Origin of the sequence: Pseudomonas oryzihabitans NBRC 102199, assembly GCF_000730625.1 — a bacterium.
Lineage (GTDB): Bacteria > Pseudomonadota > Gammaproteobacteria > Pseudomonadales > Pseudomonadaceae > Chryseomonas > Chryseomonas oryzihabitans.
The window spans coordinates 258,189-280,822 of sequence record NZ_BBIT01000005.1 but is presented as its reverse complement, the minus strand read 5'-3'; the positions used below and the strand labels follow the sequence as shown (position 1 = coordinate 280,822).

Here is a 22,634-nt window from a genome sequence, read left to right as displayed (position 1 = left end):
GTCCCTGTCCCTTATCCCTCTCATCCCAGGTTACAAAGTCTTCCTGCACCTCTGATAGGTTGTGCTATCTAATTTAGCCAAGGCTATAACCACCGAGAGGCGGGCCGGATGCTGGAGAAGACGAGACGCTGGACCCTGGCGGGTCTGCTGGGATTGCTGCTGGGCAACGTCGCTCAGGCGGCGGAGCCGTTCAAGGTGGTCACCACCTTCACGGTGATCGCCGACATGGCGCGTAATGTGGCGGGCGACGCCGCGCGGGTGGAATCCATCACCAAGCCCGGCGCCGAGATCCACAACTACCAGCCCACTCCGGGCGATCTGCTGAAAACGCGCGACGCCCAGCTGGTGCTGTGGAACGGCCTCAATCTGGAGCTCTGGTTCGAGCGCTTCTTCAGCCGCATGAAGGACGTGCCCAGCGCCGTGGTCTCGCGGGGTGTCGAGCCCATCGCCATCGCTCAAGGTCCCTATGCCGGCAAGCCCAATCCCCATGCCTGGATGTCACCCCAGGCAGCGCTGATCTACGTAGACAACATCCGCGATGCCCTGGTGCAGCACGACCCGGCCCAGGCCGAGACCTATCGTCGCAACGCCGAAGCCTACAAGGCGCGCATCACCGCCACCCTCGAACCCCTGCGCCAGCAGCTGCAGGCGATTCCCGAACAGCGGCGCTGGCTGGTGTCCAGCGAGGGCGCCTTCAGCTACCTGGCACGCGACCTGGGGCTCAGGGAGCTCTATCTCTGGCCGATCAACGCCGACGCCCAGGGCACGCCGCAGCAGGTCCGCCGGGTGATCGAGACGGTGCGCGCCGAGCGGATTCCGGCGGTGTTCAGCGAAAGCACGGTTTCCGCCGCACCGGCCGAGCAGGTGGCACGGGAGAGCGGCGCTCGCTACGGCGGGGTGCTCTATGTGGATTCCCTGAGCGCCGCCGAGGGACCGGTACCGACCTATCTCGACCTGCTGCGGGTCACCACCGAAACCCTGGTGAAGGGGCTGGCGCCATGATCGCGCTCGAGGGGGTCAGCGTGACCTATCGCAATGGCCATACCGCCCTGCGCGACGCCAGCCTGGTGGTACCCGGCGGCTCCATCTCCGCCCTGGTGGGCGTCAACGGCAGCGGCAAGTCGACGCTGTTCAAGGCGATCATGGGCTTCGTGCCGGTCCGTTCCGGCCAGGTAAGGGTCGATGACCTGCCGGTGGCCCAGGCGCTCAAGCGCAACCTCGTCGCCTACGTCCCCCAGAGCGAAGACGTGGACTGGGACTTTCCGGTGCGGGTGGAGGACGTGGTGCTCATGGGCCGCTATGGGCGGATGAATTTCCTGCGCCTGGCCCGCGCCGCCGATCACCAGGCGGTGGACGCCGCCCTGGCCCGGGTGGGGCTGACCGCGTTGCGCAAGCGGCAGATCGGCGAACTCTCCGGTGGCCAGAAGAAGCGCGTCTTCCTCGCCCGCGCCCTGGCCCAGGACAGCCGGGTGATCCTCCTGGACGAACCCTTCACCGGGGTGGACGCCACCTCCGAACGGGCCATCATCGAATTGCTCCAGGCGCTGCGCGCCGAAGGTCGCTCCATGCTGGTGTCGACCCACGACCTGGCCAGCATCGAACGCTTCTGCGACCGCACCGTGTTGCTCGATCGCACCGTGCTGGCCCAGGGGCCGACGGCCGAGGTCTTTACCCGGGAGAACCTGGAACGCACCTTTGGCGGCGCCCTGCGGCTGTCTGACGGGCTGCAAGCGGAGCCGCGGCGGCGGGAGCGTGCCTGATGGAAGGGCTGCTGGAACCCCTGGCCTACGGCTACATGAGAAATGCCCTGGGCGCGGCGGCGCTGGTGGGCGGGCTGTGCGCCTTTCTTTCCGCCTACCTGATGCTCAAGGGCTGGTCGCTGATCGGCGATGCCCTGTCCCACGCGGTGGTGCCCGGCGTGGCCGGCGCCTATCTGCTCGGCCTGCCGCTGGCCCTGGGCGCCTTTCTCGCCGGCGGCGCGGCGGCCGGCGCCATGCTCGGGCTGCGGCACTACACCCGACTCAAGGAAGACGTCATCATCGGCCTGATCTTCAGCGCCTTCTTTGGTGGCGGGCTGTTCCTGGTCTCGCTGGCGCCGGTCGCGGTGGACATCCAGACCATCGTCTTCGGCAACATCCTGGCCATTACCCCCGAGGCCAGTCGCCAGTTGCTGACTATCGCCGCCGTCTCCCTGCTGGTGCTGCTGCTCAAGTGGCGCGACCTGCTGCTGGTATTCTTCGACGAGGGCCAGGCGCGCGCCTGCGGTCTCAATCCCACCCTGTACCGGCTGCTGTTCTTTACCCTGCTGGCGCTGAGCACAGTGGCGGCGATGCAGACGGTGGGCGCCTTCCTGGTCATCGCCCTGGTGGTGACGCCGGGGGCGACGGCCTATCTGCTCAGCGATCGCTTCTCGCGGGTGGTGCTGATCAGCGTCGCCATCGGCGTTGGCAGCGGGCTCCTGGGCACCTACCTCAGCTATTTCCTCGACGGCGCCACCGGGGGCTGCGTGGTGGTCTTGCAGACCCTGATCTTTCTGCTGGCCTTCGTCCTGGCGCCGCGTCACGGCCTGCTGGCCAACCGGCGCCGGGCGCGGCAGACGGCGGAGGCGGGCTGATGGACTGGCTGCTGCTGACCCTCGAAGTCGACTTCCTGCGCCAGGCATTGCTGATGGCCGTGCTGGTGGCGGTGCCCACGGCGCTGCTGTCCTGCTTCCTGGTGCTCAAGGGCTGGGCGCTGCTGGGGGATGCCATCGCCCACGCGGTCTTTCCCGGCCTGGTGCTGGCCTCGGCGCTGGGGGCACCGCTGGTGGCGGGCGCCTTCGTCGCGGGGCTGGGTTGCGCCCTGGCCACCGGCTATCTCAAGCGCCACAGCCGGGTAAAACAGGACACCCTGATGGGGGTGGTCTTTTCCGGCATGTTCGGCCTGGGCCTGGTGCTGCACGCCAGGCTGCCCACCGAGCTGCACCTGGACCACATCCTGCTCGGCGACCTGCTGGGGGTGTCCCCGGCGGCCTTCTGGCAGATGGCGGTGATCGCCGGCCTGGTGGTGCTGGCGCTGGCCTGCCGCTGGCGCGACCTGCTGGTGCTGGCCTTCGACGCGGCCCAGGCCCGAGCCCTGGGCCTACGGGTGGGGCTGCTGCACTACGGCCTGCTCGGTCTGATCGCCCTGACCGTGGTCGGCGCCCTGCAGGCGGTGGGCATGGTGCCGGTGGTGGCGCTGCTGATCGCCCCCGGTGCCACGGCCTTTCTGCTGACCCGTTCCTTTGGCTGGATGCTGCTGCTGGCCACCACCCTGGCCGTGACGGCGGCCCTGGGCGGGGTGCTGCTGAGCCTGGTCTGGGACAGCGCCCCGGCGCCCACCCTGGTGATGCTGCTGACGGCCGGTTTCCTGCTGGCTCTGGCATGGCGCCTGTGGCGGGATCGACGTCGTTCGGGCGACAAGGGCGTTCAGGTGGCCTGATGTAATCGACTGACCGGCCCTGCCAGGCACCTCCGGTCACGCTCGCCTCACCTCAGGAGAACCACAATGAAAACCGTCGCCCAGTTGCTTGCCCTGAAGACCCAGCAGGACGTCTACACCATCGCCCCCGACGCCTGGGTGCTCGACGCCCTGCGCCTGATGGCGGAAAAGAACGTCGGGGCGCTGCCGGTGATGCGCGACGGCGAACTGGTGGGCATCGTCAGCGAGCGCGACTATGCGCGCAAGGTGGCCCTGCAGGGGCGCGCCTCCTATGCGACCCCGGTCAGCGAGATCATGACCGAGGCGGTCATCATCGTGCTGCCGCAGCAGACCGTGGGCGACTGCATGCAGATGATGACCGACCACCACCTGCGCCACCTGCCGGTGATGGGCAACGGCAAGCTGATCGGGCTGCTGTCCATCGGCGACCTGGTCAAGGCGACCACCGTCCAGCAGGCGGAGCTGATCCGCCATCTGGAAGGCTATATCCGCGGCGAGTGAATGCCGCTGTCTCAACCTGTCCCAATTTCCGTAACGTCAATCATTACCATCCATGCCCTTTCATCGGAGGGCATGGCTCATGGCCAGGTTGCAACGTTTCATCGCTACGCCGCTGGCGCTCGGCCTGGCCGCCGCCAGCCTGGCGGTCCAAGCCGAAGAGATCACCGATCTCGACACCACGGTGGTCACCGCCGCCGGCTTCGAACAGCGTCTGGAGGACGCACCCGCTTCAGTCACCGTGATCGACGCCGAGACCCTGCGCAAGCGCCCGATCCGCGATCTGGGTGACGCCCTGCGCGACGTCGAGGGCGTGGTGGTCAACGGTGCGGCCAATGAAACCGATATCTCCATCCGGGGCATGCCGGGGGACTACACCCTGATCCTGGTGGACGGTAAGCGGCAGAGCGCGCGGGAGTCGCGGGTCAACGGCAATCGCGGCTACGAGCAGAGCTTCATTCCGCCGGCGGCGGCCATCGAGCGGATCGAGGTGGTACGCGGGCCCATGTCCTCGCTGTATGGCTCCGACGCCATCGGCGGGGTGATCAACATCATCACCAAGAAGAACGCCGCCACCTGGGCCGGCTCCCTGACCACCGACTACATCGCCCAGCAGCACCGCGACCAGGGCAATTCGCGCCAGGGCCAATTCTTTCTGAGCGGACCGCTGCACACCGACCTGCTCGGTCTGCAGCTCTGGGGCCGCTACCTGGATCGCCAGGCCGACGACGACATCGAGCGGACCCAGGGCTTCAGCAAGGCGCGCCATCGCGACCTGACCGGGCGTCTGGTCTTCACCCCGACCGAGAACCAAGAATTCCTGCTGGAAGCCGGGCAGACGCGCCTGCGCAACGGCGACGGCCTGAGCGACAACTGGGCGACCCGCCAGCAGGACAACGACCGCGATCACTGGTCGCTGAGTCACACCGGCCACTGGACCGGCGGGCTGCGCTCGGACGTGTCGCTGCTGCACGAAGAGACCTCTCGCGAAGGCCTTGCCACGCCGGAGCAGACCGATGTCTATGGGCGCAAGCCCCAGGTCGAGAACACCGTGTTCGATGCCAAGCTGGTGACGCCCCTGGATGACCACCTGCTCACCACCGGTCTGCAATACAACCGTGGCGAGGTGCAGGACTGGAACCAGGGGCTGAATGATCGCCGCCAGTATTCCTTTGCGGTGACCCAGCAGGCGCTGTTCGCCGAGGACGAGTGGGCCATTACCGACAGCTTCGCGCTCACCGGCGGGCTGCGCCTGGATCACCACGAGCTGTACGGCAATCACTGGAGTCCGCGGCTCTACGGGGTCTGGCATGCCACCCCTAAATGGACCTTCAAGGGCGGCGTCTCGCGCGGCTTCAAGGCACCGGAAATCCGCGCTGTTGCACCGGGTTACGCCTATCTGCGGCGCAACCGCTTCGTCATGCTCGGCAATCCGGATCTCAAGCCGGAGACCAGTACCAACTACGAGGTGGCGGCGCTCTGGTCCAACCGGCGCAATCTGGAAGCGGCGGCGACGCTGTTCTACAACGACTTTCAGGACAAGCTGTCCACGGTCACCACCACCGAGCGCTGGAATGGCTACATCCGCATGGACCGCATCAACGTCGACGAGGCGGTGATCCGCGGCGTGGAGCTCAGCGGTGGCTGGGACATCACCGAGGCCCTGCGCCTGGGCGGCAACTTCACCTATCTCGACTCGGAGCAGCGCAGCGGTCCCAACCAGGGTGCGCCCCTGGCCCTGACCCCGGAGCGCAAGGCCAACGCCCGCCTGGACTGGACCCTGTCGGACCGGCTCAATCTGTGGACGGCGCTGGATTACTTCGGTGAGGAATACGACGCCACCCTGACCGGCGAAGCGGCGCCGGCCTATACCACCTGGGACGTGGGCGGCGGCTTCGTGGCGACGCGCAACCTGAGCTTCAATGCCGCTATCCGCAACCTGAACGATCGGCGCCTGGACGACGAGACCTATGGCACGGTGAACTATGGTCGCCATCTTTGGGTGAGCGCGACTCTGAGCTTCTAAGGGAACCAGATGCTCCACGTGGAACCTCCACTGCGTTGGTGCCGGAACCGTAGCGTGGAAAACGGAGGAGCCTTTTCCACCAGGGAATCCGCTGTGAGGCACGCCCCGGAGGGAGAAGGCGCTATTCGAGCAGGCGTTCATCTCCAGAATCAGCCAGATCCTGATCGATCAAGGTGGCGCTACCCTGGGAGCCATTGTCCTGGCGCGACAAGGTCTTTTGTTTGGACGATCGCGGCCATGGGCCGCTCCTACGGGATATCTGGCTGCTAGGAGGTCGACGGCAGCAGGATCCGGGCGCAGAGGCCGCCTTGCGGGCGATTGCGCAGCTGCAGCTCGCCGCCGTGGGCGAGGATACAGGCCCGGGCGATGGCCAGGCCGAGACCGAGGCCACGAGCGCTGTCCTGGCCCGGAGGCCGGTAGAAGGGTTCGAAGACCCGTTCCAGCTGGTTTTCCGGCAGGCCGGGTCCGTCGTCGAGGATGTCCAGGCGGAGCAGCTGTGGCGCGGGGCGCGACAGCTCCAGTGTGGCGCTGCTACCGTGCTGCAGGGCGTTGTCGAGCAGATTGCCCAGGGCGCGCTTGAGGGCCAGTGGGCGACCGCGGAGCATTGCCGCGCCGGTGCCCGACCAGGATACCGTCTGGCCCAATGCCTGATAGCGATCCTGCAATGCCTGCAGCAGGGCGACGAGGTCGACATCCTGGTGGCTTTCGGTCCGGCGCTCGCCACGGATGAAGTCGAGGGTTTCCTGCACCATGGCGTCCAGTTCGGCCAGGCTTTCTTCCATGTCGTCGCGCTCGACCGAAGGCTCCAGCAGGGCCAATTGCACTCGCAGCGCAGCCAGTGGAGTGTTGAAGTCGTGGCTGATGGCGGCCAGCATGCGCACCCGATCATCCAGGTGGCGCAGCAGCCGTTCCTGCATCAGCTCGAAGGCCGCGGCCAGCTCCCTGGCCTCGCGTGGGCCCTGACGGACCTCCAGGCGACTGCGCTCGCCCCGGCTGAGTCCCTCCGCGGCGCGGGTGAGTCGTTGGAGCGGCCGTACCAGTTGGCCGATCAACAGCCAGGCCAGCAGCAGCACTGGGAGGGCGCCCAGCAGCAGCGACCAGCCCAGGGCGGTCAGCCAGCCGTCGCTGCGTGCCGGATACTGCACGGCATTGAGCCAGCGACCGTCCGAAAGGCGCACGCTGCTGCGCAAGCGCAGGGGTGCCCAGCCGGCCGGGGTCAGCGGTGAGGCGCGGGCGGCGTCGCCGGCGAGGCCTTCCAGCTGCATCACCAGACCCTCTTCGGCCTGTCCAAGGCGCCGCGCCAGATCCCGGGTCAGGCGGCGTTCTTCCGCGAGCATGGGGAAGGGCGCCACCTCCGGCGTCGTGGCTATCCAGACCTGTGCCGGTGACTCGGCCAGCACCCGCAGCAGGGCTTGCGCCTGCGCCGTCGGCAGGCGCTCGACCGCGGTACGGGCCACCGCCAGGCGCTCCAAGGCCTGGCCATAGGACAACGGATGGACCAGCGCGCCGGTCTGGTGCAGGACCAGCGCCGCGGCCGCGTGCGCCAGCAGCAAGGCCGCGCAGAACAGCAGGCAGAGGCGGGGGGTGATGCCCTGCAGCCAGCTACGCCAAGGCGCGATCATGGGCCGTCCAGGGCCTCCACCGGGCAGTCCAGCAGATAGCCGCGGCCCCAGACGGTCCGCAGCGGCGATTCGCCTGTCGGATCGGCCAACCGCAGGCGCAGGCGACTGACCTGGCGATCCAGGCTGCGGTCTTCCAGCGCGCGATCGGGCGGCTGTACCTGGTGCAGCAATAGATCACGATGCAGCACGGTCTGGGGCTGACACAGGAAGGCCAGCAGCAGGCGCGCCTCCGCCTGACCCAGGCGGCGGGTGCTGCCGTCCGGGTAGTGCAGGCGCTGACTGACGGCGGCGTAGTGCCAGCCCGCGAAACGATAGATCGCCGCCGGTACAGGCTCGCTCGGAGACGTCGGAGCGGTCGCCTGGTAGCGACGATGCAGGGTGCGAATCCGGGCCACCAGTTCGCGCGGTTCGAAGGGCTTGGTCAGGTAGTCGTCGGCGCCCTGTTCCAGGCCAAGCACCCGGTCATCCACCTCGCCCCGGGCGGTGAGCAGGATGATCGGCGTCGTGTCGCGCTGGCGCAGTTCACGGCAGAGACTGAAGCCGTCGCCATCCGGCAGCATCACGTCGAGGACGATGACATCGAAGCGCTGCTGCGCGAGCAACGCCTTCATCCGCGTGGCATCGGCTGCGGTGGTGGCTTCGAGCCCCTGGCGACGTAGGTAGATCGCCAGGGGCTCACGCAGCTTGCGGTGGTCGTCGACGAGTAGGACGTGGATGGCGGTCACGGCAAAGGGAGATTGGTGGTAGCAACCTCTCTAGGATAACGCTTTGCCTGCTCCGTTGGTATTGCTTCTCATTTGCCGGGCGCGACAGCCAGGGCGCTGAGCTGGCGTCCTTCGGCATCGAAATTCTCCGCCGCCAGCCAGCGCTGGAAGCCGGCGTCGACCGTGGGCCATTCGTGATCCAGCAGGCTGAACCAGGCGGTGTCGCGATTGCGGCCCTTGACCACCCGGTGCTGGCGGAACAGCCCCTCAGGGCGCATGCCCAGGCGTTCGGCGGCGCGTTTCGAGCGGGTATTGGCGTTGTCGCACTTCCACTCCAGGCGCCGATAGCCGAGGGCGAAGGCCTCCTGCATCAGCAGATAGAAGGCCTCGGTAGCCAGGGGCGTGCGCTGCAGGCGCCCGCCGAAGGCGACATGGCCGATCTCGATGCTGCCGTGTTCGGGGACGATGCTCATCAGGCTGAGTTGCCCCAGGGCGCGGCCATGGCGGGGATCCACCACGACGTAGAACAAGGGATCACGACCCTGGGCCAGGCCGGCCAGCCAGGTGTCGAAGGCGGCCCGCTCGGTGAAGGGGCCATAGGGCAGATAGTCCCACAGGACCGGGTCCTGGTCGTGCAGGGCTTCCCAGAGATCGTCGCCATGACGCGGCGGGTCCAGGGGTTCCAGGCGTACATGGTGACCCTGCAGCAAGCGGGGCTTGGGCACATGGGCCGGGGTCCAGTCGAGCGGGGTCATGATCTGTCTCCTAGCAGGTGACGGTACTGGATGAAGCCGGAGCGGGTGGCGATGCGATCGTAGAGCTGGCGTCCCGCATAGTTGGTCTCCTGGGTCAGCCAGTGCACCCGGTCGCAGCCGTCCGCTTTGGCATGGGCATAGACGTGCTCGATCAGGGCACGGCCCAGGCCGCCGCCGCGGTGGTCCTGGGCGACATAGAGATCCTGCAGGTAGCAGTAATCGCTCTCGGTCCAGCAGGACGGGTGATAGATGAAGTGCACCAGGCCCAGGGGCCGCTCGCCGTCCCAGGCCAGGGCGCCATGCAGGGGCTGGGCGGGATCGAGCAGGCGCTGCCAGGTGCGGGCATAGGTAGCCTCCGGCAGCACGGTCTCGTAGAAGGCCAGGTAGGCCTGCCAGAGGTCGTGCCAGACGGCGTGATCGGCTTCGCTCAGGGGGCGGATGGTCATGGGTGGCTCCAGGGTCAGGCGGGAGAGGGGATCAGGGCGGCCAGGGTCTGGTCGCCGGGTACCGGGCTGGCGGCCAGACCCTGGCGGACGCCTTCGCGATCGGCGGCGTTGCGATTCTGGCTGAGCTTGGCGAGGCCCTGGAGGCTGTCGAGGGGCAGGCGCAGGCCGCGGATGGCGCACAGCATGCCCTGGACATAATCCGCGGGCGCATCCGCGACCTGCCAGGGCCGGGCACGCCCGGCTTCGTGCTGGTCGGTGAGGCGCTCCAGCAGCTGCAGCAGGCGCTCGGGGTCATCGAACACCTCGACGCTGCCGCGGGCATGCAAGGCCTGGTAGTTCCAGGTCGGCACCACCCGCCCATGTTCGGCCTTGCCGGGATAGAAGGCCGGGCTGACATAGGCCTGGGGACCCTGGAACACCGCCAGCGCGACAGGGGCCTCGACCAGTGCCTGCGCCTGGGGATTGCTGCGTGCCAGATGGCCATAGAGGGTGCCATAGGGACCCTCGTCGGGCGCCAGCCAGAGCGGCAGATGACTCACCAGCGGACCGGCCTCGGTCTGGCTGACCAGCAGCGCCAGGGCGTGATCGCGCAGGTGCTGGTGCAGCCTGGGCAGGTCGTCGAGACAGAAGGCGGGATTGGGATACATGGGCAGTAACTCCAGCGATGTCCGACCATGCTAAGATCGCCTTTGGCTCCCTGTAAGAGCCAATTTCCATGACTTTCAGGGTGCCAATCCATGCTGGGATTCGAGCCGTCGGGGCTGTTGCTGGAGCCGGGTCGGGGGCTGGCGCGCCAGCTCTACCAGGGCCTGCGCGAGCGCATCCTGGCCGGTGAGCTGGCCGCCGGGGTACGGCTGCCGGCCAGTCGCGAACTGGCGCGGCTGCTGGGGATCTCGCGCAATACCGTGACCGCCGCCTACGAGCAGCTGCTGGCCGAAGGTTTTCTCGACAGCCGCCCGGGCGACGGCACCTATGTCGCGCCCTTGACCCGGGCGCTGGCCGCTCCCGAAGCCACGACCAGGGCCGCCCCCTTGCCCCTGGCCAGCGTGCCGCCCGGCGCGCCGTGCGCCTTTCGGGTCGGCCTGCCGGCGGTGGATCTGTTTCCCTTCGCCACCTGGGCGCGGCTGCAGCAGCGTTTCTGGCGCCAGCCGGAGCCGGCGCTGCTGGGCTATCGCGAACCCGGCGGCGAACCGCGACTGCGCCGCCTGCTCTGCGCCTATCTGCGCCAGGCGCGGGGCCTGGTCTGCGCACCCGAGCAGATCCTCATCACCAGCGGCGCCCAGCAGGCCATCGAACTCTGCGCCCGGCTGCTGCTGGCGCCCGGCGCCCTGGCGGCCATGGAGGATCCCGGCTATCGCGCCGCGGGCCTGGCCTTGCAGAGTGGCGGGGCGCGGCTGCAGGGAATCCCGGTGGATGCGGCAGGGCTGGTGGTGGAGCAACTGGCTGGCCAGCGGGACTGCCGACTGGTCTATGTCACCCCTTCGCACCAGTATCCCACCGGCGCCGTGCTGTCCCTGCCGCGCCGCCTGGCGCTCTTGGACTGGGCACGGCAGACGGACGCCTGGATCGTCGAGGACGACTACGACGGCGAATACCGCTACCAGGGTGCGCCGCTGGCGCCCCTGGCCGCGCTGGATCGCCACGGTCGGGTGCTCTATGTCGGCACCTTTTCCAAGATCGCCTTTCCCGGCCTGCGCCTGGGCTATCTGGTGGCCCCGCCCGCGCTGGTGCCGGCGCTGCTGGAGCTGCAACGGGCCGGCATCCGCCATCTCGACAGCGCCACCCAGACGGTCATGGCCGATTTCATCGAGCAGGGTCATTTCCAGCGCCATATCCGGCGCATGCGTCGGGCCGCGCGCAGTCGCCGTGATGCCCTGCTGGCCGGCTGGCCAGAGGTCGCCGGCTGCGCCCCGCCGGGTGTGCCAGTGGCCGGCCTGCATCTGTGCCTGCCGGTCACCCAGCTGGCTCGCGAAGCCGAACTGGTAGCGCGGGCGGCCGCGGTCGATGTGGAACTCAACGCGCTGTCGCGCTACTGGCTGCCCGAGGGCCCGACCCCGCCCGACGTCCGCGCCGGATTGGTGCTGGGCTTCGCGGCGGTGCCGGAGGCGCGGATCAAGGAGGCGCTGGCCAGGCTGCGGGAGGCCTGGAGTGAGTAGTTATGAAGGCAATAACGTTAGTTATGATATTGCCTTGAGATTATTAGGCTGACGCTAGTTTGGCTGTCATTGCAATTGAACCTACTTGTGCTTCACTTGCCATCCCCGATATCGGGATATAATCCAGGCTTCTATCCTGCTAGATAGAGCACCCGCCGTTTTCATGGATGAAACATCATAGGTCGTTTCATCCTGGTTATCCGTTATCTCCAGTAACCAGGAGTTACTTACGTGAGTCAGGCTTCTTTGCTTCCTTCCCGGCCAGTTCGCCTTGCTGCGCTGGCCGTAGCCATTTCCCTGGGCGTTACCGGCTGCGCCACCGTCGATAATTTTTCCAGCGGCCAAAGTCGTACCGTCAACTGTCTGGCTGGCGGTTTCCTCGGCGCCGCTACAGGCGTAGCCGCGGCTGCGCTGGCCAAGGGCGATGGTGCGACGCTGATCGCCGGGGCCGTGGTCGGCGCCTCGGTTGGCTGTGGCGCCGCCCTGGCCTACAAGAATCGTCTCGAGCGACTCAAGCAGATCGCTGAGCAGGAGAAGATCCCGCTTCAGGTGGAAACGTTGCAGACTGCCGCCGCTACGCCTTCGGCTGCGCCCCAAGAAGCGGGGCTGGTGGCTCAGATCGCCGATGAAGGCATGTTCCCGACAGGGAGTGCCCAGCTCAACGACGAAGGTCGCCGCAAGCTCGCCAAGCTTGCCAGTGCCTATGTTGGCAAGGAAGCCACACCCATTCTTATCGTTGGCCATACCGACGCTACCGGCACACCGGCCATCAACCAGGCGCTGTCGGAACAGCGCGCACGGGCGGTAGCAAGCATTCTGGTCGAGCAGGGCATTTCGCGAGATCGCATGTACTTCCAGGGTGCCGGCGCCTCACGCCCCATCGCCGACAACAGCGATCCGCTCGAGCGTGGCAAGAACCGTCGCGTCGAGATCGTCGAGTTGAACGACAAGGCGATGCTGGTCAAGCGTATCAACGCGGAAAAGAACAACGCCAAGTATCTGGCCCATGGCACCGCCACGGAGTCCGTGGCCAAGCCCGAGAGTAAAAAACCGGCTGTTGCCACGGCTTCGTCGAAAACCGTCAAGACGGCTGATGCCGAGGCGCCTCGGCAGGCGAAGCCGAGCGTGGCGAAAATCGATTTCGGCGGTCAGCCGGTTGCCAGCGGTGACTGGAAGCTGGGTCAGGCCCTGCGTCCGAAAAGCGGTGGATTCACGCTGATCTCCACTGCCTACGCCCAGGTGCCCATGAGCAGCTGTCAGCAGGACGCCCCGCGCGTCAGCGGCGAGGTCAAAAGCTTCGCCACCGGCGCTGCGCTATCTGACCATGCCACGCGCGAATACCTGCCAGGCATGAACGGACGCGCCTGGGCCGGCTTGGTCAATGGCCATCTGGTGACCCTGTCGCCGGTTGCCGTGCTGCGTGATAACGCTGCGCTGGTGAAGGATCCGAAAGTCTTCGTCACCCAGAACTATGAAAAAAACAAAGGCGGACCCAGCGATGCCTATACGGCCGTCGCCAATACCTATGAAGGTGAAGACGCCATTCTCTATCGGGTCTTCTTGGAACAACCCGAGCAGGCACCGGTAAGTTGTATTGATGTAGTAATTAAAAAGACCGGCGACAAAAGTATCGACGGCGACCTGTTTTACGACAATGGCACCAAGCCTTACATAGCGACTTACGCGCCTGTGCGCGGCTGATTCCGGGGACGAAACATGGAACTTTTCGAGACGTTGACTACAGCGCTGGCGGCTTATCGCTACGTGATATGGCCGCTGATCAGTCTGTTGGTGCTGGTCGTGGTAATTATCCGCTGGTGGGAGGAGGTCAAGTACTTCTTCCTCAATCTGGGCGTCAGCTTTCCGGTCGTAGGCTTTATCGCCAAGGCGTCCAAGCGCGATCTCATGCAGGATCGCGAAGAAGGAGGGACGGCCTGGTACAAGGCTGAGCGCGAACTGTGCGCGAAATACCATCGCTATTACGAGCGCGTGAACAAGGACGCAGCCTTCTACGACAAATGCGCAAACTATCTGAACAAGGTGGAAGAGCGCGGCCGCAAACCCACGGGATTGCCACTGTGGATTGGCAGCATCTTTCTAGTGATCCTCGAGGCGTTCATCTTCGCCCTGGTACTGGCGCCTTTCATTGCCAACAACATTTCCGCCAACCAGGCGGAATTCTCGGCCATCGTCATCTCCCTGCTGATCGGTACGATTCTGGTTCCTGCTACCCACCTCATGGGCGCCGAGATTCACCGCAACGGCCTTATCAGCAAGGCTCGCGAATGGCATCGGCAGGCTCGGCGCAACAACAATGCCAAGGATCTTCAGGCCGATGCCAACGTCGATCTGGACCGTACCGGTCTCGATGATAAAGAGCCCAAGTACCTGCATATCATCAATCGGGTAAAGCACAACGCCACGGTCTCCCCGACCTGGTGGACCACCATCATTGCTACGGCGCTTATCCTGACGCTGGCCATTGGTGCCTACTTCATCCGAGCCTCCACCATCAACGAACTGGAGACCCAGCAGGTAAACGGTTCGCCCTATGCTTCGGGTAGCGGTTCGGCGCTCACGCCAGACGCCTCGCCTTTCCAACTGCCCAGCGAAGCCACTGCCGATGGGCAGGCGGCTGACCAGCGTGCGGCCAGTGAGGTCGCGGGCGATCGGATCTTCGCCTACAAACTCACCTTCTTCATCCTGTCGGTCATTTTCATCGGCGTGCAGATCATCGGCATCCTGATCGGCGTTTTCCGTTCGTTCGCAGGCACCCAGTCACGGGAAGCAGCGGGCTATATCTCCGGCTTCAGCAGTGCCAGTGAATTCGCGGCCTATCAGCAGAGTCAGCGTGATCGAGTCGCCCGAGATGCCGAGGCCAAGCTCAGCAGCCTGCAAGAGCGGATCGAGCATCGTCATTCTCTAGGCGGTAGTGCTGACCGTGGTCCGCGTCGGAGCTTTGCGCTCTATGCCAACGAGAAGGAGCGGCAGAACAGCGAAAATCAGCAGCAGAAAAAAGCGCGTGCGGCCGCCAACGAGTTGGAAGAAATGCGTAAGGCGCTCGATACCGCCAGGGAAAAGCAGGCCTTGCAACGTGAATTGGCTGCGCTCAACAACGCGGCGGCTATTACTGAAGTCTCAGCTCCTGAGCGCTCGTCGAGCGCGACCGTTGAAGCACCAGCACCAGCACCAGCACCAGCACCAGCACCAGCACCAGTATCTGTACCAGCACCGGTATCGGCACCGGAGCCCACGGCTGCCTTGGACCAGAACGCCTTGATCGCCAATCTGGGCGATCTCACGGTCTATTCGCCCGAAGAACTGACCGCTATTGGCGAAGAGTTGGGTATCGACAACGCCGCGCTGCTGAGCAAGCAGAAAGTGCAGGTGGCGATAAAACGCGCCAAGAAAGAGGGTGCCTGAAATGCGTCTGACCGTAACCCTGGCAATCGCGGGTCTGCTATTGGCGCCTGCGGCAATGGCGGCTGAACGTAACGACCTGCCGAGCTGCTACAGCTATGCGCAATTGGCCAGCGAACAGCCAGCCGCGTCGGGGCGAGCGTTGACGGTGGTCATCGATGAAACGGTCAATATGCCCCAGGCGCTGAAAAGCAGTGCCTGGGAGCACACCCTGAGATACCTGCAGCCCGGCGACAGCATCAAGCTCTATCAATTTTCGGCGCTGTTGCAGAACAACTACATGAAGTTGCAGTTCGCCGGCGTCCTGGAAAAACCGTTGGTTGGCAAGGTGCGTAACCATATCGGCAATGCCAGTCTCAAGAAACTCGATACCTGTCTGCAACAGCAGGCCGCCTTTTTCCAGAAGACATTCGGCAAGCAATTCGTCGAGAGTTTCGGCAAGCCGAACGAGGAGATATCGCGCAGCGAAATCTTCGCCAGCCTCAAGAAAATTGGTGAAGACCTAGGCCAGGAGCCCAGCGCGGATCAGGTCATTCTGCTGGTATCCGACATGCTGGAAAACAGCGACTTCGGCAGCTTCTATCAAGCTAACCGCATTCGTGGAATCGACCCTGCAGCCGAGCTGGCCAAGGTAGAGAAGAAGGAACTGTTCGCCCAACTGCACGGCGCCCGGGTTTATGTGATGGGCGCGGGGCTGATCGGTGACGATGCCAAAGGCGCCTATCGTTCAGGCAAGGTACTGCAGAGTCTCGAACGTTTCTGGCAGGGCTATTTCGAACGTTCCAATGCCACGCTCGTCAGCTTTGGTACGCCAGAGCTGACCACCGATCTCAAGTAACTGCTGGATCCTGCTGCCTTAACTGCAATTTCAAAGGATCACTCCTCCTATAGCGGGTGTGATCCTTTGAAGAGCAGCCTTTTCGACGCTGGCTTCAGCAAATTCGGTCGGCATTCATCCCGGTTGGCGCCCGGTCGATCGGCTTGTACCAGGATCCTATCTCTCTGCCTGCGGCATAGCGGCTTTTGCCTGGGGACCATAGGTGGCTATGGCGTCCTCGATCTGTCTTCGATTGTCGAAGTCCAGACCGTTACGAAGTCTGCGGTATTCGCGCCGCCTGGCCCTCAGCTGATCGACACATACCTGATCCGGCTCTGGTTTTGCCTCTTCTGCATAGATCAGCCGAGAACAGTTGGCCATCAGTGATTCAAGTGCAAAGCGCGCCGTTTCAAAGCGGGCCAGCTTTTGAGTAGTGGTTTCTGTCTCAGTCATATGGCCTCCGGTTCTGCTCATAACAGCAAGGACCAGCCAGTAGTTGGTGGCAAGAAGACTCTATCAAACGCGCTGCCGACGTCGATCGGGCATCGTCCTTTGCCTCCGCCCGACCAAGCGACTCTAACGCCCCCGATACGCCTTCCCGTAGTGCCGCTCCAGGCGCGACTGCAGGAACTCCATGGCCAGGGACATCAGCCAGTAGAGCACCGCGGCGGTGGTCAGCATTTCAAGATAGCGATAGCTGGAGCGGCCATAGGACTGGGCGAGGAACATCACCTCCCAGACACCCATCACCGAGACCAGGGAGGAGTCCTTGAGCATGGAGATGAACTGGCTGGTGGTGGGCGGGATGATGCTGCGCATGGCCTGGGGCAGGGTGACGCGCCAGAAGATCACCCGTGGCGCCAGGCCCAGGGCCAGGGCCGCCTCGCGCTGACCGGCGGGGACGCCGAGCAGGCCAGCGCGAAAGATCTCGCTGAGGTAGGCGCCATAGTTCAGCGACAGGGCGAGGATGCCGGCGCTGATGGCGCCGGGCACCACGCCGATCTGCGGCAGGCCCAGGTAGATCAGCAGGATCTGGATCAGCAGCGGGGTGCCGCGAAAGAAGGAGGCGTAGAAGGTCGCCACGCCATAGGCCAGGGCGCTGGACGACAGCCGGCCCAGGGCCGCGGCGAAGCCCAGCAGCACCGACACCAGGATGGAGCTGAGGCTGAGGAACAGCGTCAGGGCCGCGCCCTGCAGGAAGCCGTTGGGGCCCAGGCGCCAACCCACCAGGTTGGGCAGGCGCGGCCAGACGCTGGCGAACTTGAGGTCGAAGCCGAGCACGAAGACCACGCCCCCGGCCAGCAGCGCCAGCCAGGTCAGCCAGACGCGGGTACGAAAGCTCAGCAGGGGGCGGCGCTGGGCCGGGGGTGGTAGGTCACTCATGGGGCTTGGGTGATGTCGGCGCCGATCCACTTCTCGGAGATCCGCTTCAGGGTGCCATCCTGGCGTAGCCCTTCGATGATCTCGCGCAGCGTGGCGGCGAATTCCGGATCACCCTTCTCGATGGCCACGGCGTTGGGCTCGGCATAGAGCGGCGCGCCGGCCAGTTTGAACTTGCTGTCCTGGGCCAGGCGCGGCTGGGCCGTCACCAGGTTGGTCAGCACCGCGTCCAGGCGCTTGCCGGCGCCCAGGCCGAGGTCCTGGAAGGCGACGTTGTCGTCGGGGAAGGGCACCACCTGGACATCGTCGAAGGGATAGCTCAGCGGCTTGTCTTCCTGGCCCTCGATGGTCAGGTCCTTGTTCAGGTAGCTCTCATAGGAAGAGGCGCTGGTGACGCCGACCTTCTTGCCAGAGAGGTCCTTGGCGCCGTGGATGCGGTCGTCACCGGCGTTGACCACGATCACCGCCGGCGAGGCGTAGTAGTTGACCGGGAAATCGAACACCTGGGCACGCGCCTGGCTGGGCGTCATGGAGCAGATGCAGACGTCGTAGCGACCGCTCCAGCGACCGGCGGCGATCACGTCCCAGGAAGGGGTTTCCAGGCGCAGCTTGACGCCGAGCTTGTCGGCCACGGCCTTGGCCACGTCCACGTCGAAGCCTTCCAGCTGGTTCTGGGCATTGAGCTGGGAGAAGGGCGGATAGCTCTCCATGAGCACATTGACCAGCTCGCCCTTGGCCTTGACGCGGTCCAGGGTGGCCCCGGCCGAGGCCGAGGTGGCGACCAGCGCCAGGGTCAGGCCGAGGGCCGATAGCAGAGCGGTTCTCATGGGGGCGTCCTTTGCAAAGGGTAAGAGGGCCTGGTATTAGAGAGATATGAGAACCGATATTGAACTCCGTTTTGGTTATAAGGAAAAGTGAAATAGCTATATGGCCAACATGAATCTTGTGCTTCTCGACGGTGGCATGGGCCGCGAGCTACAGCGCCGCGGCGCGCCCTTCCGTCAGCCGGAATGGTCGGCCCTGGCCCTGAGCGAGGCGCCGGAGCAGGTGGAGGCGGTGCACCGCGCCTATATCGAGGCCGGCGCCCAGGTGATCACCAGCAACAGCTATGCGGTGGTGCCCTTCCATATCGGCGAAGCGCGCTTCGCCGCCGAAGGCGAGGCCCTGGCCGCGCGGGCCGGCCAGCTGGCACGGCAGGCGGTGGTGGCCAGCGGTCAGCCGGTGCGGGTGGCGGGGTCGCTGCCGCCGCTGTTCGGCTCCTATCGCCCCGATCTGTTCGAGCCGGCGCGGGTGGACGAGGTGCTGCAGCCGCTGATCCGCGGCCTGGCGCCCCATGTAGATCTCTGGCTGGCGGAAACCCAGAGCTCCCTGGCCGAGGTGCGCGCCATCGCCGCCGGGCTGCCAGGGGACGGCAAGCCGCTGTGGCTGTCCTTCACCCTCAAGGACGAAGACGTCGACGAGACCCCGCGGCTGAGATCCGGCGAGCCGGTGGTCGCGGCCGCGCAGCTGGCGGTGGAGCTGGGCGCTGGTGCCCTGCTGTTCAATTGCAGCCAGCCCGAGGTGATGGCCGCGGCGCTGGATACCGCGCGGGCGACCTTTGCCGCGGCGGGTGTCGAGATTCCCTTTGGCGCCTATGCCAACGCCTTCCCGCCCCAGCCGGAAGAGGCCACCGCCAATGATGGCCTCGACCCCCTGCGTCCGGACCTGGATCCGCCCGGCTACCTGAGCTTCGCCCAGGACTGGCAGGCGCGTGGTGCGAGTCTGATCGGCGGCTGCTGCGGCATCGGTCCGGAGCATATCGCCGTACTCAACACGCGATTGCGCGGCTGACGCCCGCATTAGGTCGGCAAAAAAGCGGACAGCGCCCCGGGCGCTGTCCGCTTTTTTCTGGCCGCCAGACGCCGCTCAGACCTGCGCCTGGCCACCATCGGCGAACAGCTCGGCGCCGTTGACGAAGCTGGAATCGCTGGAGGCCAGGAACAGGGCGACCCTGGCGATCTCCTCCGGCTCACCGACGCGACCCAGGGGGATCTGGCTGGCCAGGTGGTCCAGCAGGCCCTGCCGCTGAGCGGCATCCGGACCGGCCAGCTCCACCAGGCCGGGGGTGCGGGTGGCGCCCGGACTCAGGGTGTTGATGCGGATGCCGCGGCCCTGCAGCTCCAGGATCCAGTTGCGGGCGAAGGCGCGCACGGCGGCCTTGGAGGCGCCATAGACGCTGAAGGCCGGGGTGCCGGTACTGGCGGCGTTGGAGCCGGCGAGGATCACCGAGGCATGGTCCGCCAGCAGCGGCAGAGCCTTCTGCACGGTGAACAGCACCCCCTTCACGTTGCGATCGAAGGTGTCGTCGTAGTGGGCCTCGGTCACCTCGGCGAGGGGCAGCATGCTGCCGCCCCCGGCGTTGACGTAGAGCACATCGAGTCGTCCGTGCTCGCGGCGGATGCGCTCATAGAGGGCATCGAGCTGGTCCAGGCGGGAGGAGTCCACGGCGATGCCGGTGGCATTGCCGACCTGGGCGACCGCGGCGTCCAGTTCCGCCTGCCGCCGACCGGTGAGGATGACGTGGGCGCCCTGCTGGGCGAAGAGTTTGGCAGCGGCCAGGCCGATGCCGCTGGTGGCGCCGGTGACGAGGGCGATCTTGTCTGCGAGCTTGAGGGTCATGGCGGGAACTCCGAGGGTTGTGATCAGGTGGAATCAGCCTATCGACCCTGGCGTTCCTGCAAAATAGAATGATTGGCAAGTTATCGTTGCAGAAATGAAATGAACAGATTGCCGGATTTCGAAGGGTTGGCGATGTTCGCCAAGGTCGCCGAAGAGGGCTCCTTCGCCGCCGCGGCGCGGGTACTGGGCGTGTCGGTGGCCACCGTCTCGCGGGCGGTGACGCGCCTGGAGGAACGCCTCGGCGGGCGGCTGTTCAATCGCACCTCGCGGCAGCTGGCGCTGACCGAATTCGGCCGCGAGCTGGCCGCTCAGGCCGGTGATCTCTATCGCCAGGCGGAGGCGACCGAAAGCGCTGCCCAGGCCCGCGCCGTGCAGCCCCGTGGCCAGGTGCGGCTGGCGGTGCCCATGGCCTTCGGCCTGCGCTGGGTGGCGCCGCTGCTACCCGAGCTGCTGCGCCGCTATCCCCAGCTGTCGGTGGATCTGCACCTGTCCGATGCCACCGTGGATCTGGTGGCGGAGGGTTTCGACGCCGCCCTGCGCATCGCCGCCTTGCCGGACTCCTCGCTGGTCGCCCGGCGGCTCTGCGCGGTGAGCCAGCTGCTGGTGGCGGCGCCGGCCTATGTCGAGCGCCACGGCTGGCCAAGCCATCCGCAGGAACTGACCGACCATGCCTGCCTGAGCTATGCCTATCGGGCGCGCAGCCAGGTGTGGCGCTTCAGCGGGGACGAGGGTCGCGAAGAAAGCGTGCTACCCCGTGGCCCCCTGCGCGTCACCAATTCCGAAGCCCTGCTGCCGGTGCTGCTGGAAGGCCTCGCCATCGCCGAGTTGCCGGACTTCATCGCCGCCGACTACCTGGCCGATGGCCGGTTGGTGCAGCTGCTGCCGGACTGGCAGCTGACCCGTGGCGGCCTCTACTTCGTGACCCCCTCGGCGCGCAGCCGACCCACCAAGATCCAGGTGCTGCTCGATTTCTTCGTCGAGCACCTGAGCATCCCGGGCTGGCAGCGGGCCGAACAGCCCCCGCCTGTGTCGGCTTCGTGACATCCGGCAACATCCACTCGCCACCACGCAAGGCTGGCGAAAGGTTGACCTCTTAGGATCCCCTCAAGACCCGCCCCCGTGAGCGGGCGACGTGCCTACAAAAATAACCAGGATTCTTGCCATGTCGTATCTGTCCTTCCAGGCGTCCCCGCGCGCCCCTCTCCCCTGGATTTTCGCCCTCCCCGCGCCCCTGCGCCGCGGCTGATCTTCCTTCTCTTCGCGAAAATTCAGAGGTATTCCCATGCTGACTTTCCTCGGCTTCGCCATGGTCATGACCTTCATGTACCTGATCATGACCAAGCGCCTGTCTCCGCTGATCGCCCTGACCATGGTGCCGATCGCCTTCGCCGTGCTGGCCTGGGCGCTGTCCAGCGAATTCGCCAGCCTCGGCCACGTCAAGCTCGACGCCCTCGGCCCGATGATGCTCGACGGCATCCGCAAACTGGCGCCCACCGGCGTGATGCTGTTGTTCGCGATCCTCTACTTCGCGGTGATGATCGACACCGGCCTGTTCGATCCGGCGGTGCGCTGGATCCTCAAGCTGGTCAAGGGCGATCCGCTCAAGGTGGCCATGGGTACCGTCTTCCTGACCCTGGTGGTCTCCCTGGACGGTGACGGCTCGACCACCTACATGATCTGCGTGGCGGCCATGTTCCCGCTGTACCGGCGCCTGGGCATGAATCCGCTGATCATGACCTGCCTGATGCTGCTCTCCAGTGGCGTGATGAACCTGACCCCCTGGGGCGGTCCGACCGCGCGCGCCGCCAGTGCCCTGCACGTGGATCCGGCCGACGTCTTCGTGCCCATGATCGCGCCCATGCTGCTGGCCATCGCCTGGCTGTTCTTCCTGGCCTACCTCTATGGCCGCAGCGAGCGCGCGCGCCTGGGCATCCTGCAGATCGGCGAGACCGAAGGCGCCGACGTCACCGTCTCCCAGTGCGCCGAGGCCCGCCGCCCGCACCTGCGCTGGTTCAACGGCCTGCTGACCCTGGCGCTGATGGCCGCGCTGATCATGGGCGTGCTGCCGATGCCGGTGCTGTTCATGATCGCCTTCGGCATCGCCATGACCGTCAACTACCGTTGCCTGAACATGCAGAAGCAGCGCATCGCCGCCCATGCCGAAAACGTCCTGGCGGTGGTCTCGCTGATCTTCGCCGCGGGCATCTTCACCGGCATCCTCTCGGGTACCGGCATGGTCGACGCCATGTCCAAGGGCCTGCTGGCGGTGATCCCGGACGCCCTGGGCCCGTACATGGCGGTGATCACCGCCCTGGTCAGCCTGCCGTTCACCTTCTTCATCTCCAACGACGCCTTCTACTTCGGCGTGCTGCCGGTGCTGGCCGAGGCCGCCGCGGCCTATGGCATCAGTCCGGTGGAGATCGCCCGGGCCTCCATCGTCGGTCAGCCCGTGCACCTGCTCAGCCCGCTGGTGCCCTCGACCTACCTGCTGGTGGGCCTGGCCAAGGTGGAATTCGGCGACCATCAGCGCTTCACCCTGAAGTGGGCCACCGTGACCTGCATGTTCCTGCTGGTCGGCGCTTTGTTACTGGGTGTGTTTCCGCTGTACAGCCGCTAGAGTTTTGCCAGAGCTACGACTAGCCTTGCCGGCTGTTCGAAAACGGCGCGTCGCCCGATGCGCCTTTTCCATTAGA

Annotated in this window: 22 protein-coding genes; 13 read left to right on the top strand and 9 right to left on the bottom strand. The window is 65.8% G+C overall.

All coding sequences use genetic code 11. The annotated features are described in order from the left end of the window. Positions 1 to 108 precede the first annotated feature (108 nt). The 6 genes from POR01S_RS07565 (at position 109) to POR01S_RS07540 (ending at position 5,983) form a co-directional block, all read left to right on the top strand. On the top strand, positions 109 to 1,002 hold the full coding sequence (locus POR01S_RS07565; RefSeq protein ID WP_027600488.1) for a metal ABC transporter substrate-binding protein: 894 nt from the start codon (positions 109 to 111) through the stop codon (positions 1,000 to 1,002). Further along, entirely contained in the window at positions 999 to 1,760 is a 762-nt protein-coding gene (locus POR01S_RS07560) for a metal ABC transporter ATP-binding protein (RefSeq protein WP_042134939.1), read from the top strand. The genes POR01S_RS07565 and POR01S_RS07560 overlap by 4 nt, the downstream gene beginning before the upstream one ends. Further along, on the top strand, positions 1,760 to 2,614 hold the full coding sequence (locus POR01S_RS07555; protein WP_042134937.1) for a metal ABC transporter permease: 855 nt from the start codon (positions 1,760 to 1,762) through the stop codon (positions 2,612 to 2,614). Before POR01S_RS07560 ends, POR01S_RS07555 begins: the two co-directional genes overlap by 1 nt. Continuing rightward, positions 2,614 to 3,459 (top strand): metal ABC transporter permease, encoded by an 846-nt coding sequence (locus tag POR01S_RS07550; protein ID WP_042134935.1) that lies wholly within the window; start codon positions 2,614 to 2,616, stop codon positions 3,457 to 3,459. Before POR01S_RS07555 ends, POR01S_RS07550 begins: the two co-directional genes overlap by 1 nt. Before the next feature lie 66 nt (positions 3,460 to 3,525). Further along, entirely contained in the window at positions 3,526 to 3,960 is a 435-nt protein-coding gene (locus POR01S_RS07545; RefSeq protein WP_027598696.1) for a CBS domain-containing protein, read from the top strand. A 79-nt stretch (positions 3,961 to 4,039) separates the two neighbouring features. Beyond that, entirely contained in the window at positions 4,040 to 5,983 is a 1,944-nt protein-coding gene (locus tag POR01S_RS07540; RefSeq protein ID WP_042134933.1) for a TonB-dependent receptor domain-containing protein, read from the top strand. Between the two features lie 266 nt (positions 5,984 to 6,249). Here POR01S_RS07540 and POR01S_RS07535 read toward each other — a convergent pair whose 3' ends face one another. The 5 genes from POR01S_RS07535 to POR01S_RS07515 all read right to left on the bottom strand — a co-directional run bounded on the left by POR01S_RS07535 (position 6,250) and on the right by POR01S_RS07515 (position 10,157). Continuing rightward, positions 6,250 to 7,605 (bottom strand): sensor histidine kinase, encoded by a 1,356-nt coding sequence (locus tag POR01S_RS07535; protein WP_042134930.1) that lies wholly within the window; start codon positions 7,603 to 7,605, stop codon positions 6,250 to 6,252. Next, positions 7,602 to 8,330 (bottom strand): response regulator transcription factor, encoded by a 729-nt coding sequence (locus POR01S_RS07530; protein WP_027600483.1) that lies wholly within the window; start codon positions 8,328 to 8,330, stop codon positions 7,602 to 7,604. Before POR01S_RS07530 ends, POR01S_RS07535 begins: the two co-directional genes overlap by 4 nt. 68 nt (positions 8,331 to 8,398) lie before the next feature. Continuing rightward, entirely contained in the window at positions 8,399 to 9,064 is a 666-nt protein-coding gene (locus POR01S_RS07525) for a GNAT family N-acetyltransferase (RefSeq protein WP_042134928.1), read from the bottom strand. Continuing rightward, positions 9,061 to 9,510: a GNAT family N-acetyltransferase gene (locus POR01S_RS07520; protein ID WP_042134925.1), complete on the bottom strand. Its 450-nt coding sequence runs from the start codon at positions 9,508 to 9,510 to the stop codon at positions 9,061 to 9,063. The genes POR01S_RS07525 and POR01S_RS07520 overlap by 4 nt, the downstream gene beginning before the upstream one ends. 14 nt (positions 9,511 to 9,524) lie before the next feature. After that, a complete protein-coding gene (locus POR01S_RS07515) occupies positions 9,525 to 10,157 on the bottom strand; it encodes an FMN-binding negative transcriptional regulator (RefSeq protein ID WP_042134923.1) in 633 nt (210 codons plus the stop codon). Between the two features lie 90 nt (positions 10,158 to 10,247). Here POR01S_RS07515 and pdxR point away from each other — a divergent pair, with 90 nt between their 5' ends. The 4 genes from pdxR to POR01S_RS07495 all read left to right on the top strand — a co-directional run bounded on the left by pdxR (position 10,248) and on the right by POR01S_RS07495 (position 15,924). Beyond that, positions 10,248 to 11,666: a MocR-like pyridoxine biosynthesis transcription factor PdxR gene (gene pdxR / locus POR01S_RS07510; RefSeq protein ID WP_042134921.1), complete on the top strand. Its 1,419-nt coding sequence runs from the start codon at positions 10,248 to 10,250 to the stop codon at positions 11,664 to 11,666. 231 nt (positions 11,667 to 11,897) lie between these two features. Next, positions 11,898 to 13,367 carry an OmpA family protein gene (locus POR01S_RS07505; RefSeq protein WP_147302575.1) on the top strand — a complete coding sequence of 490 codons (1,470 nt, stop codon included), beginning with the start codon at positions 11,898 to 11,900 and terminating at the stop codon, positions 13,365 to 13,367. A gap of 15 nt (positions 13,368 to 13,382) precedes the next feature. Beyond that, positions 13,383 to 15,089 (top strand): hypothetical protein, encoded by a 1,707-nt coding sequence (locus POR01S_RS23670; RefSeq protein WP_042134917.1) that lies wholly within the window; start codon positions 13,383 to 13,385, stop codon positions 15,087 to 15,089. Between the two features lies 1 nt (position 15,090). Continuing rightward, positions 15,091 to 15,924 (top strand): hypothetical protein, encoded by an 834-nt coding sequence (locus tag POR01S_RS07495; RefSeq protein WP_042134915.1) that lies wholly within the window; start codon positions 15,091 to 15,093, stop codon positions 15,922 to 15,924. Positions 15,925 to 16,080: 156 nt separating this feature from the next. On the opposite strand, the gene POR01S_RS23665 is transcribed toward POR01S_RS07495, so the two are convergent. From POR01S_RS23665 to POR01S_RS07485, 3 genes are all read right to left on the bottom strand, one after another. Further along, the gene (locus POR01S_RS23665; RefSeq protein WP_145249010.1) at positions 16,081 to 16,356 is read right to left on the bottom strand and encodes a hypothetical protein; all 276 of its coding nucleotides are present in this window, start codon (positions 16,354 to 16,356) and stop codon (positions 16,081 to 16,083) included. Positions 16,357 to 16,479: 123 nt separating this feature from the next. Beyond that, positions 16,480 to 17,286, bottom strand: coding sequence for an amino acid ABC transporter permease (locus tag POR01S_RS07490; protein ID WP_042134914.1), 807 nt, complete (start codon positions 17,284 to 17,286; stop codon positions 16,480 to 16,482). Continuing rightward, complete coding sequence (locus POR01S_RS07485; RefSeq protein WP_042134911.1) at positions 17,283 to 18,110, bottom strand: ABC transporter substrate-binding protein; 828 nt, start codon at positions 18,108 to 18,110, stop codon at positions 17,283 to 17,285. Before POR01S_RS07485 ends, POR01S_RS07490 begins: the two co-directional genes overlap by 4 nt. Before the next feature lie 100 nt (positions 18,111 to 18,210). Here POR01S_RS07485 and POR01S_RS07480 point away from each other — a divergent pair, with 100 nt between their 5' ends. After that, on the top strand, positions 18,211 to 19,113 hold the full coding sequence (locus POR01S_RS07480; RefSeq protein WP_042134909.1) for a homocysteine S-methyltransferase family protein: 903 nt from the start codon (positions 18,211 to 18,213) through the stop codon (positions 19,111 to 19,113). 75 nt (positions 19,114 to 19,188) lie between these two features. On the opposite strand, the gene POR01S_RS07475 is transcribed toward POR01S_RS07480, so the two are convergent. Next, positions 19,189 to 19,941: an SDR family oxidoreductase gene (locus POR01S_RS07475; RefSeq protein WP_042134907.1), complete on the bottom strand. Its 753-nt coding sequence runs from the start codon at positions 19,939 to 19,941 to the stop codon at positions 19,189 to 19,191. 99 nt (positions 19,942 to 20,040) lie between these two features. On the opposite strand from POR01S_RS07475, the gene POR01S_RS07470 reads away from it, so the two are divergent. Together POR01S_RS07470 and POR01S_RS07460 are read left to right on the top strand one after the other, a co-directional pair. Then, positions 20,041 to 20,982 (top strand): LysR family transcriptional regulator, encoded by a 942-nt coding sequence (locus POR01S_RS07470; RefSeq protein WP_042134904.1) that lies wholly within the window; start codon positions 20,041 to 20,043, stop codon positions 20,980 to 20,982. A 241-nt stretch (positions 20,983 to 21,223) separates the two neighbouring features. Continuing rightward, a complete protein-coding gene (locus POR01S_RS07460) occupies positions 21,224 to 22,558 on the top strand; it encodes a CitMHS family transporter (RefSeq protein WP_027598679.1) in 1,335 nt (444 codons plus the stop codon). The last annotated feature ends 76 nt before the right edge of the window (positions 22,559 to 22,634 follow it).

What these genes read in the sequence shown, in the direction of transcription:
- POR01S_RS07565 (WP_027600488.1), top strand. Translation starts at nt 109, where the DNA reads ATGCTGGAGAAGACGAGACGCTGGACCCTGGCGGGTCTGCTGGGATTG.
- POR01S_RS07560 (WP_042134939.1), top strand. Translation starts at nt 999, where the DNA reads ATGATCGCGCTCGAGGGGGTCAGCGTGACCTATCGCAATGGCCATACC.
- POR01S_RS07555 (WP_042134937.1), top strand. Translation starts at nt 1,760, where the DNA reads ATGGAAGGGCTGCTGGAACCCCTGGCCTACGGCTACATGAGAAATGCC.
- POR01S_RS07550 (WP_042134935.1), top strand. Translation starts at nt 2,614, where the DNA reads ATGGACTGGCTGCTGCTGACCCTCGAAGTCGACTTCCTGCGCCAGGCA.
- POR01S_RS07545 (WP_027598696.1), top strand. Translation starts at nt 3,526, where the DNA reads ATGAAAACCGTCGCCCAGTTGCTTGCCCTGAAGACCCAGCAGGACGTC.
- POR01S_RS07540 (WP_042134933.1), top strand. Translation starts at nt 4,040, where the DNA reads ATGGCCAGGTTGCAACGTTTCATCGCTACGCCGCTGGCGCTCGGCCTG.
- POR01S_RS07535 (WP_042134930.1), bottom strand. Translation starts at nt 7,605, where the DNA reads ATGATCGCGCCTTGGCGTAGCTGGCTGCAGGGCATCACCCCCCGCCTC.
- POR01S_RS07525 (WP_042134928.1), bottom strand. Translation starts at nt 9,064, where the DNA reads ATGACCCCGCTCGACTGGACCCCGGCCCATGTGCCCAAGCCCCGCTTG.
- POR01S_RS07520 (WP_042134925.1), bottom strand. Translation starts at nt 9,510, where the DNA reads ATGACCATCCGCCCCCTGAGCGAAGCCGATCACGCCGTCTGGCACGAC.
- POR01S_RS07515 (WP_042134923.1), bottom strand. Translation starts at nt 10,157, where the DNA reads ATGTATCCCAATCCCGCCTTCTGTCTCGACGACCTGCCCAGGCTGCAC.
- pdxR (WP_042134921.1), top strand. Translation starts at nt 10,248, where the DNA reads ATGCTGGGATTCGAGCCGTCGGGGCTGTTGCTGGAGCCGGGTCGGGGG.
- POR01S_RS23670 (WP_042134917.1), top strand. Translation starts at nt 13,383, where the DNA reads ATGGAACTTTTCGAGACGTTGACTACAGCGCTGGCGGCTTATCGCTAC.
- POR01S_RS07495 (WP_042134915.1), top strand. Translation starts at nt 15,091, where the DNA reads ATGCGTCTGACCGTAACCCTGGCAATCGCGGGTCTGCTATTGGCGCCT.
- POR01S_RS23665 (WP_145249010.1), bottom strand. Translation starts at nt 16,356, where the DNA reads ATGACTGAGACAGAAACCACTACTCAAAAGCTGGCCCGCTTTGAAACG.
- POR01S_RS07490 (WP_042134914.1), bottom strand. Translation starts at nt 17,286, where the DNA reads ATGAGTGACCTACCACCCCCGGCCCAGCGCCGCCCCCTGCTGAGCTTT.
- POR01S_RS07485 (WP_042134911.1), bottom strand. Translation starts at nt 18,110, where the DNA reads ATGAGAACCGCTCTGCTATCGGCCCTCGGCCTGACCCTGGCGCTGGTC.
- POR01S_RS07480 (WP_042134909.1), top strand. Translation starts at nt 18,211, where the DNA reads ATGGCCAACATGAATCTTGTGCTTCTCGACGGTGGCATGGGCCGCGAG.
- POR01S_RS07475 (WP_042134907.1), bottom strand. Translation starts at nt 19,941, where the DNA reads ATGACCCTCAAGCTCGCAGACAAGATCGCCCTCGTCACCGGCGCCACC.
- POR01S_RS07470 (WP_042134904.1), top strand. Translation starts at nt 20,041, where the DNA reads ATGAACAGATTGCCGGATTTCGAAGGGTTGGCGATGTTCGCCAAGGTC.
- POR01S_RS07460 (WP_027598679.1), top strand. Translation starts at nt 21,224, where the DNA reads ATGCTGACTTTCCTCGGCTTCGCCATGGTCATGACCTTCATGTACCTG.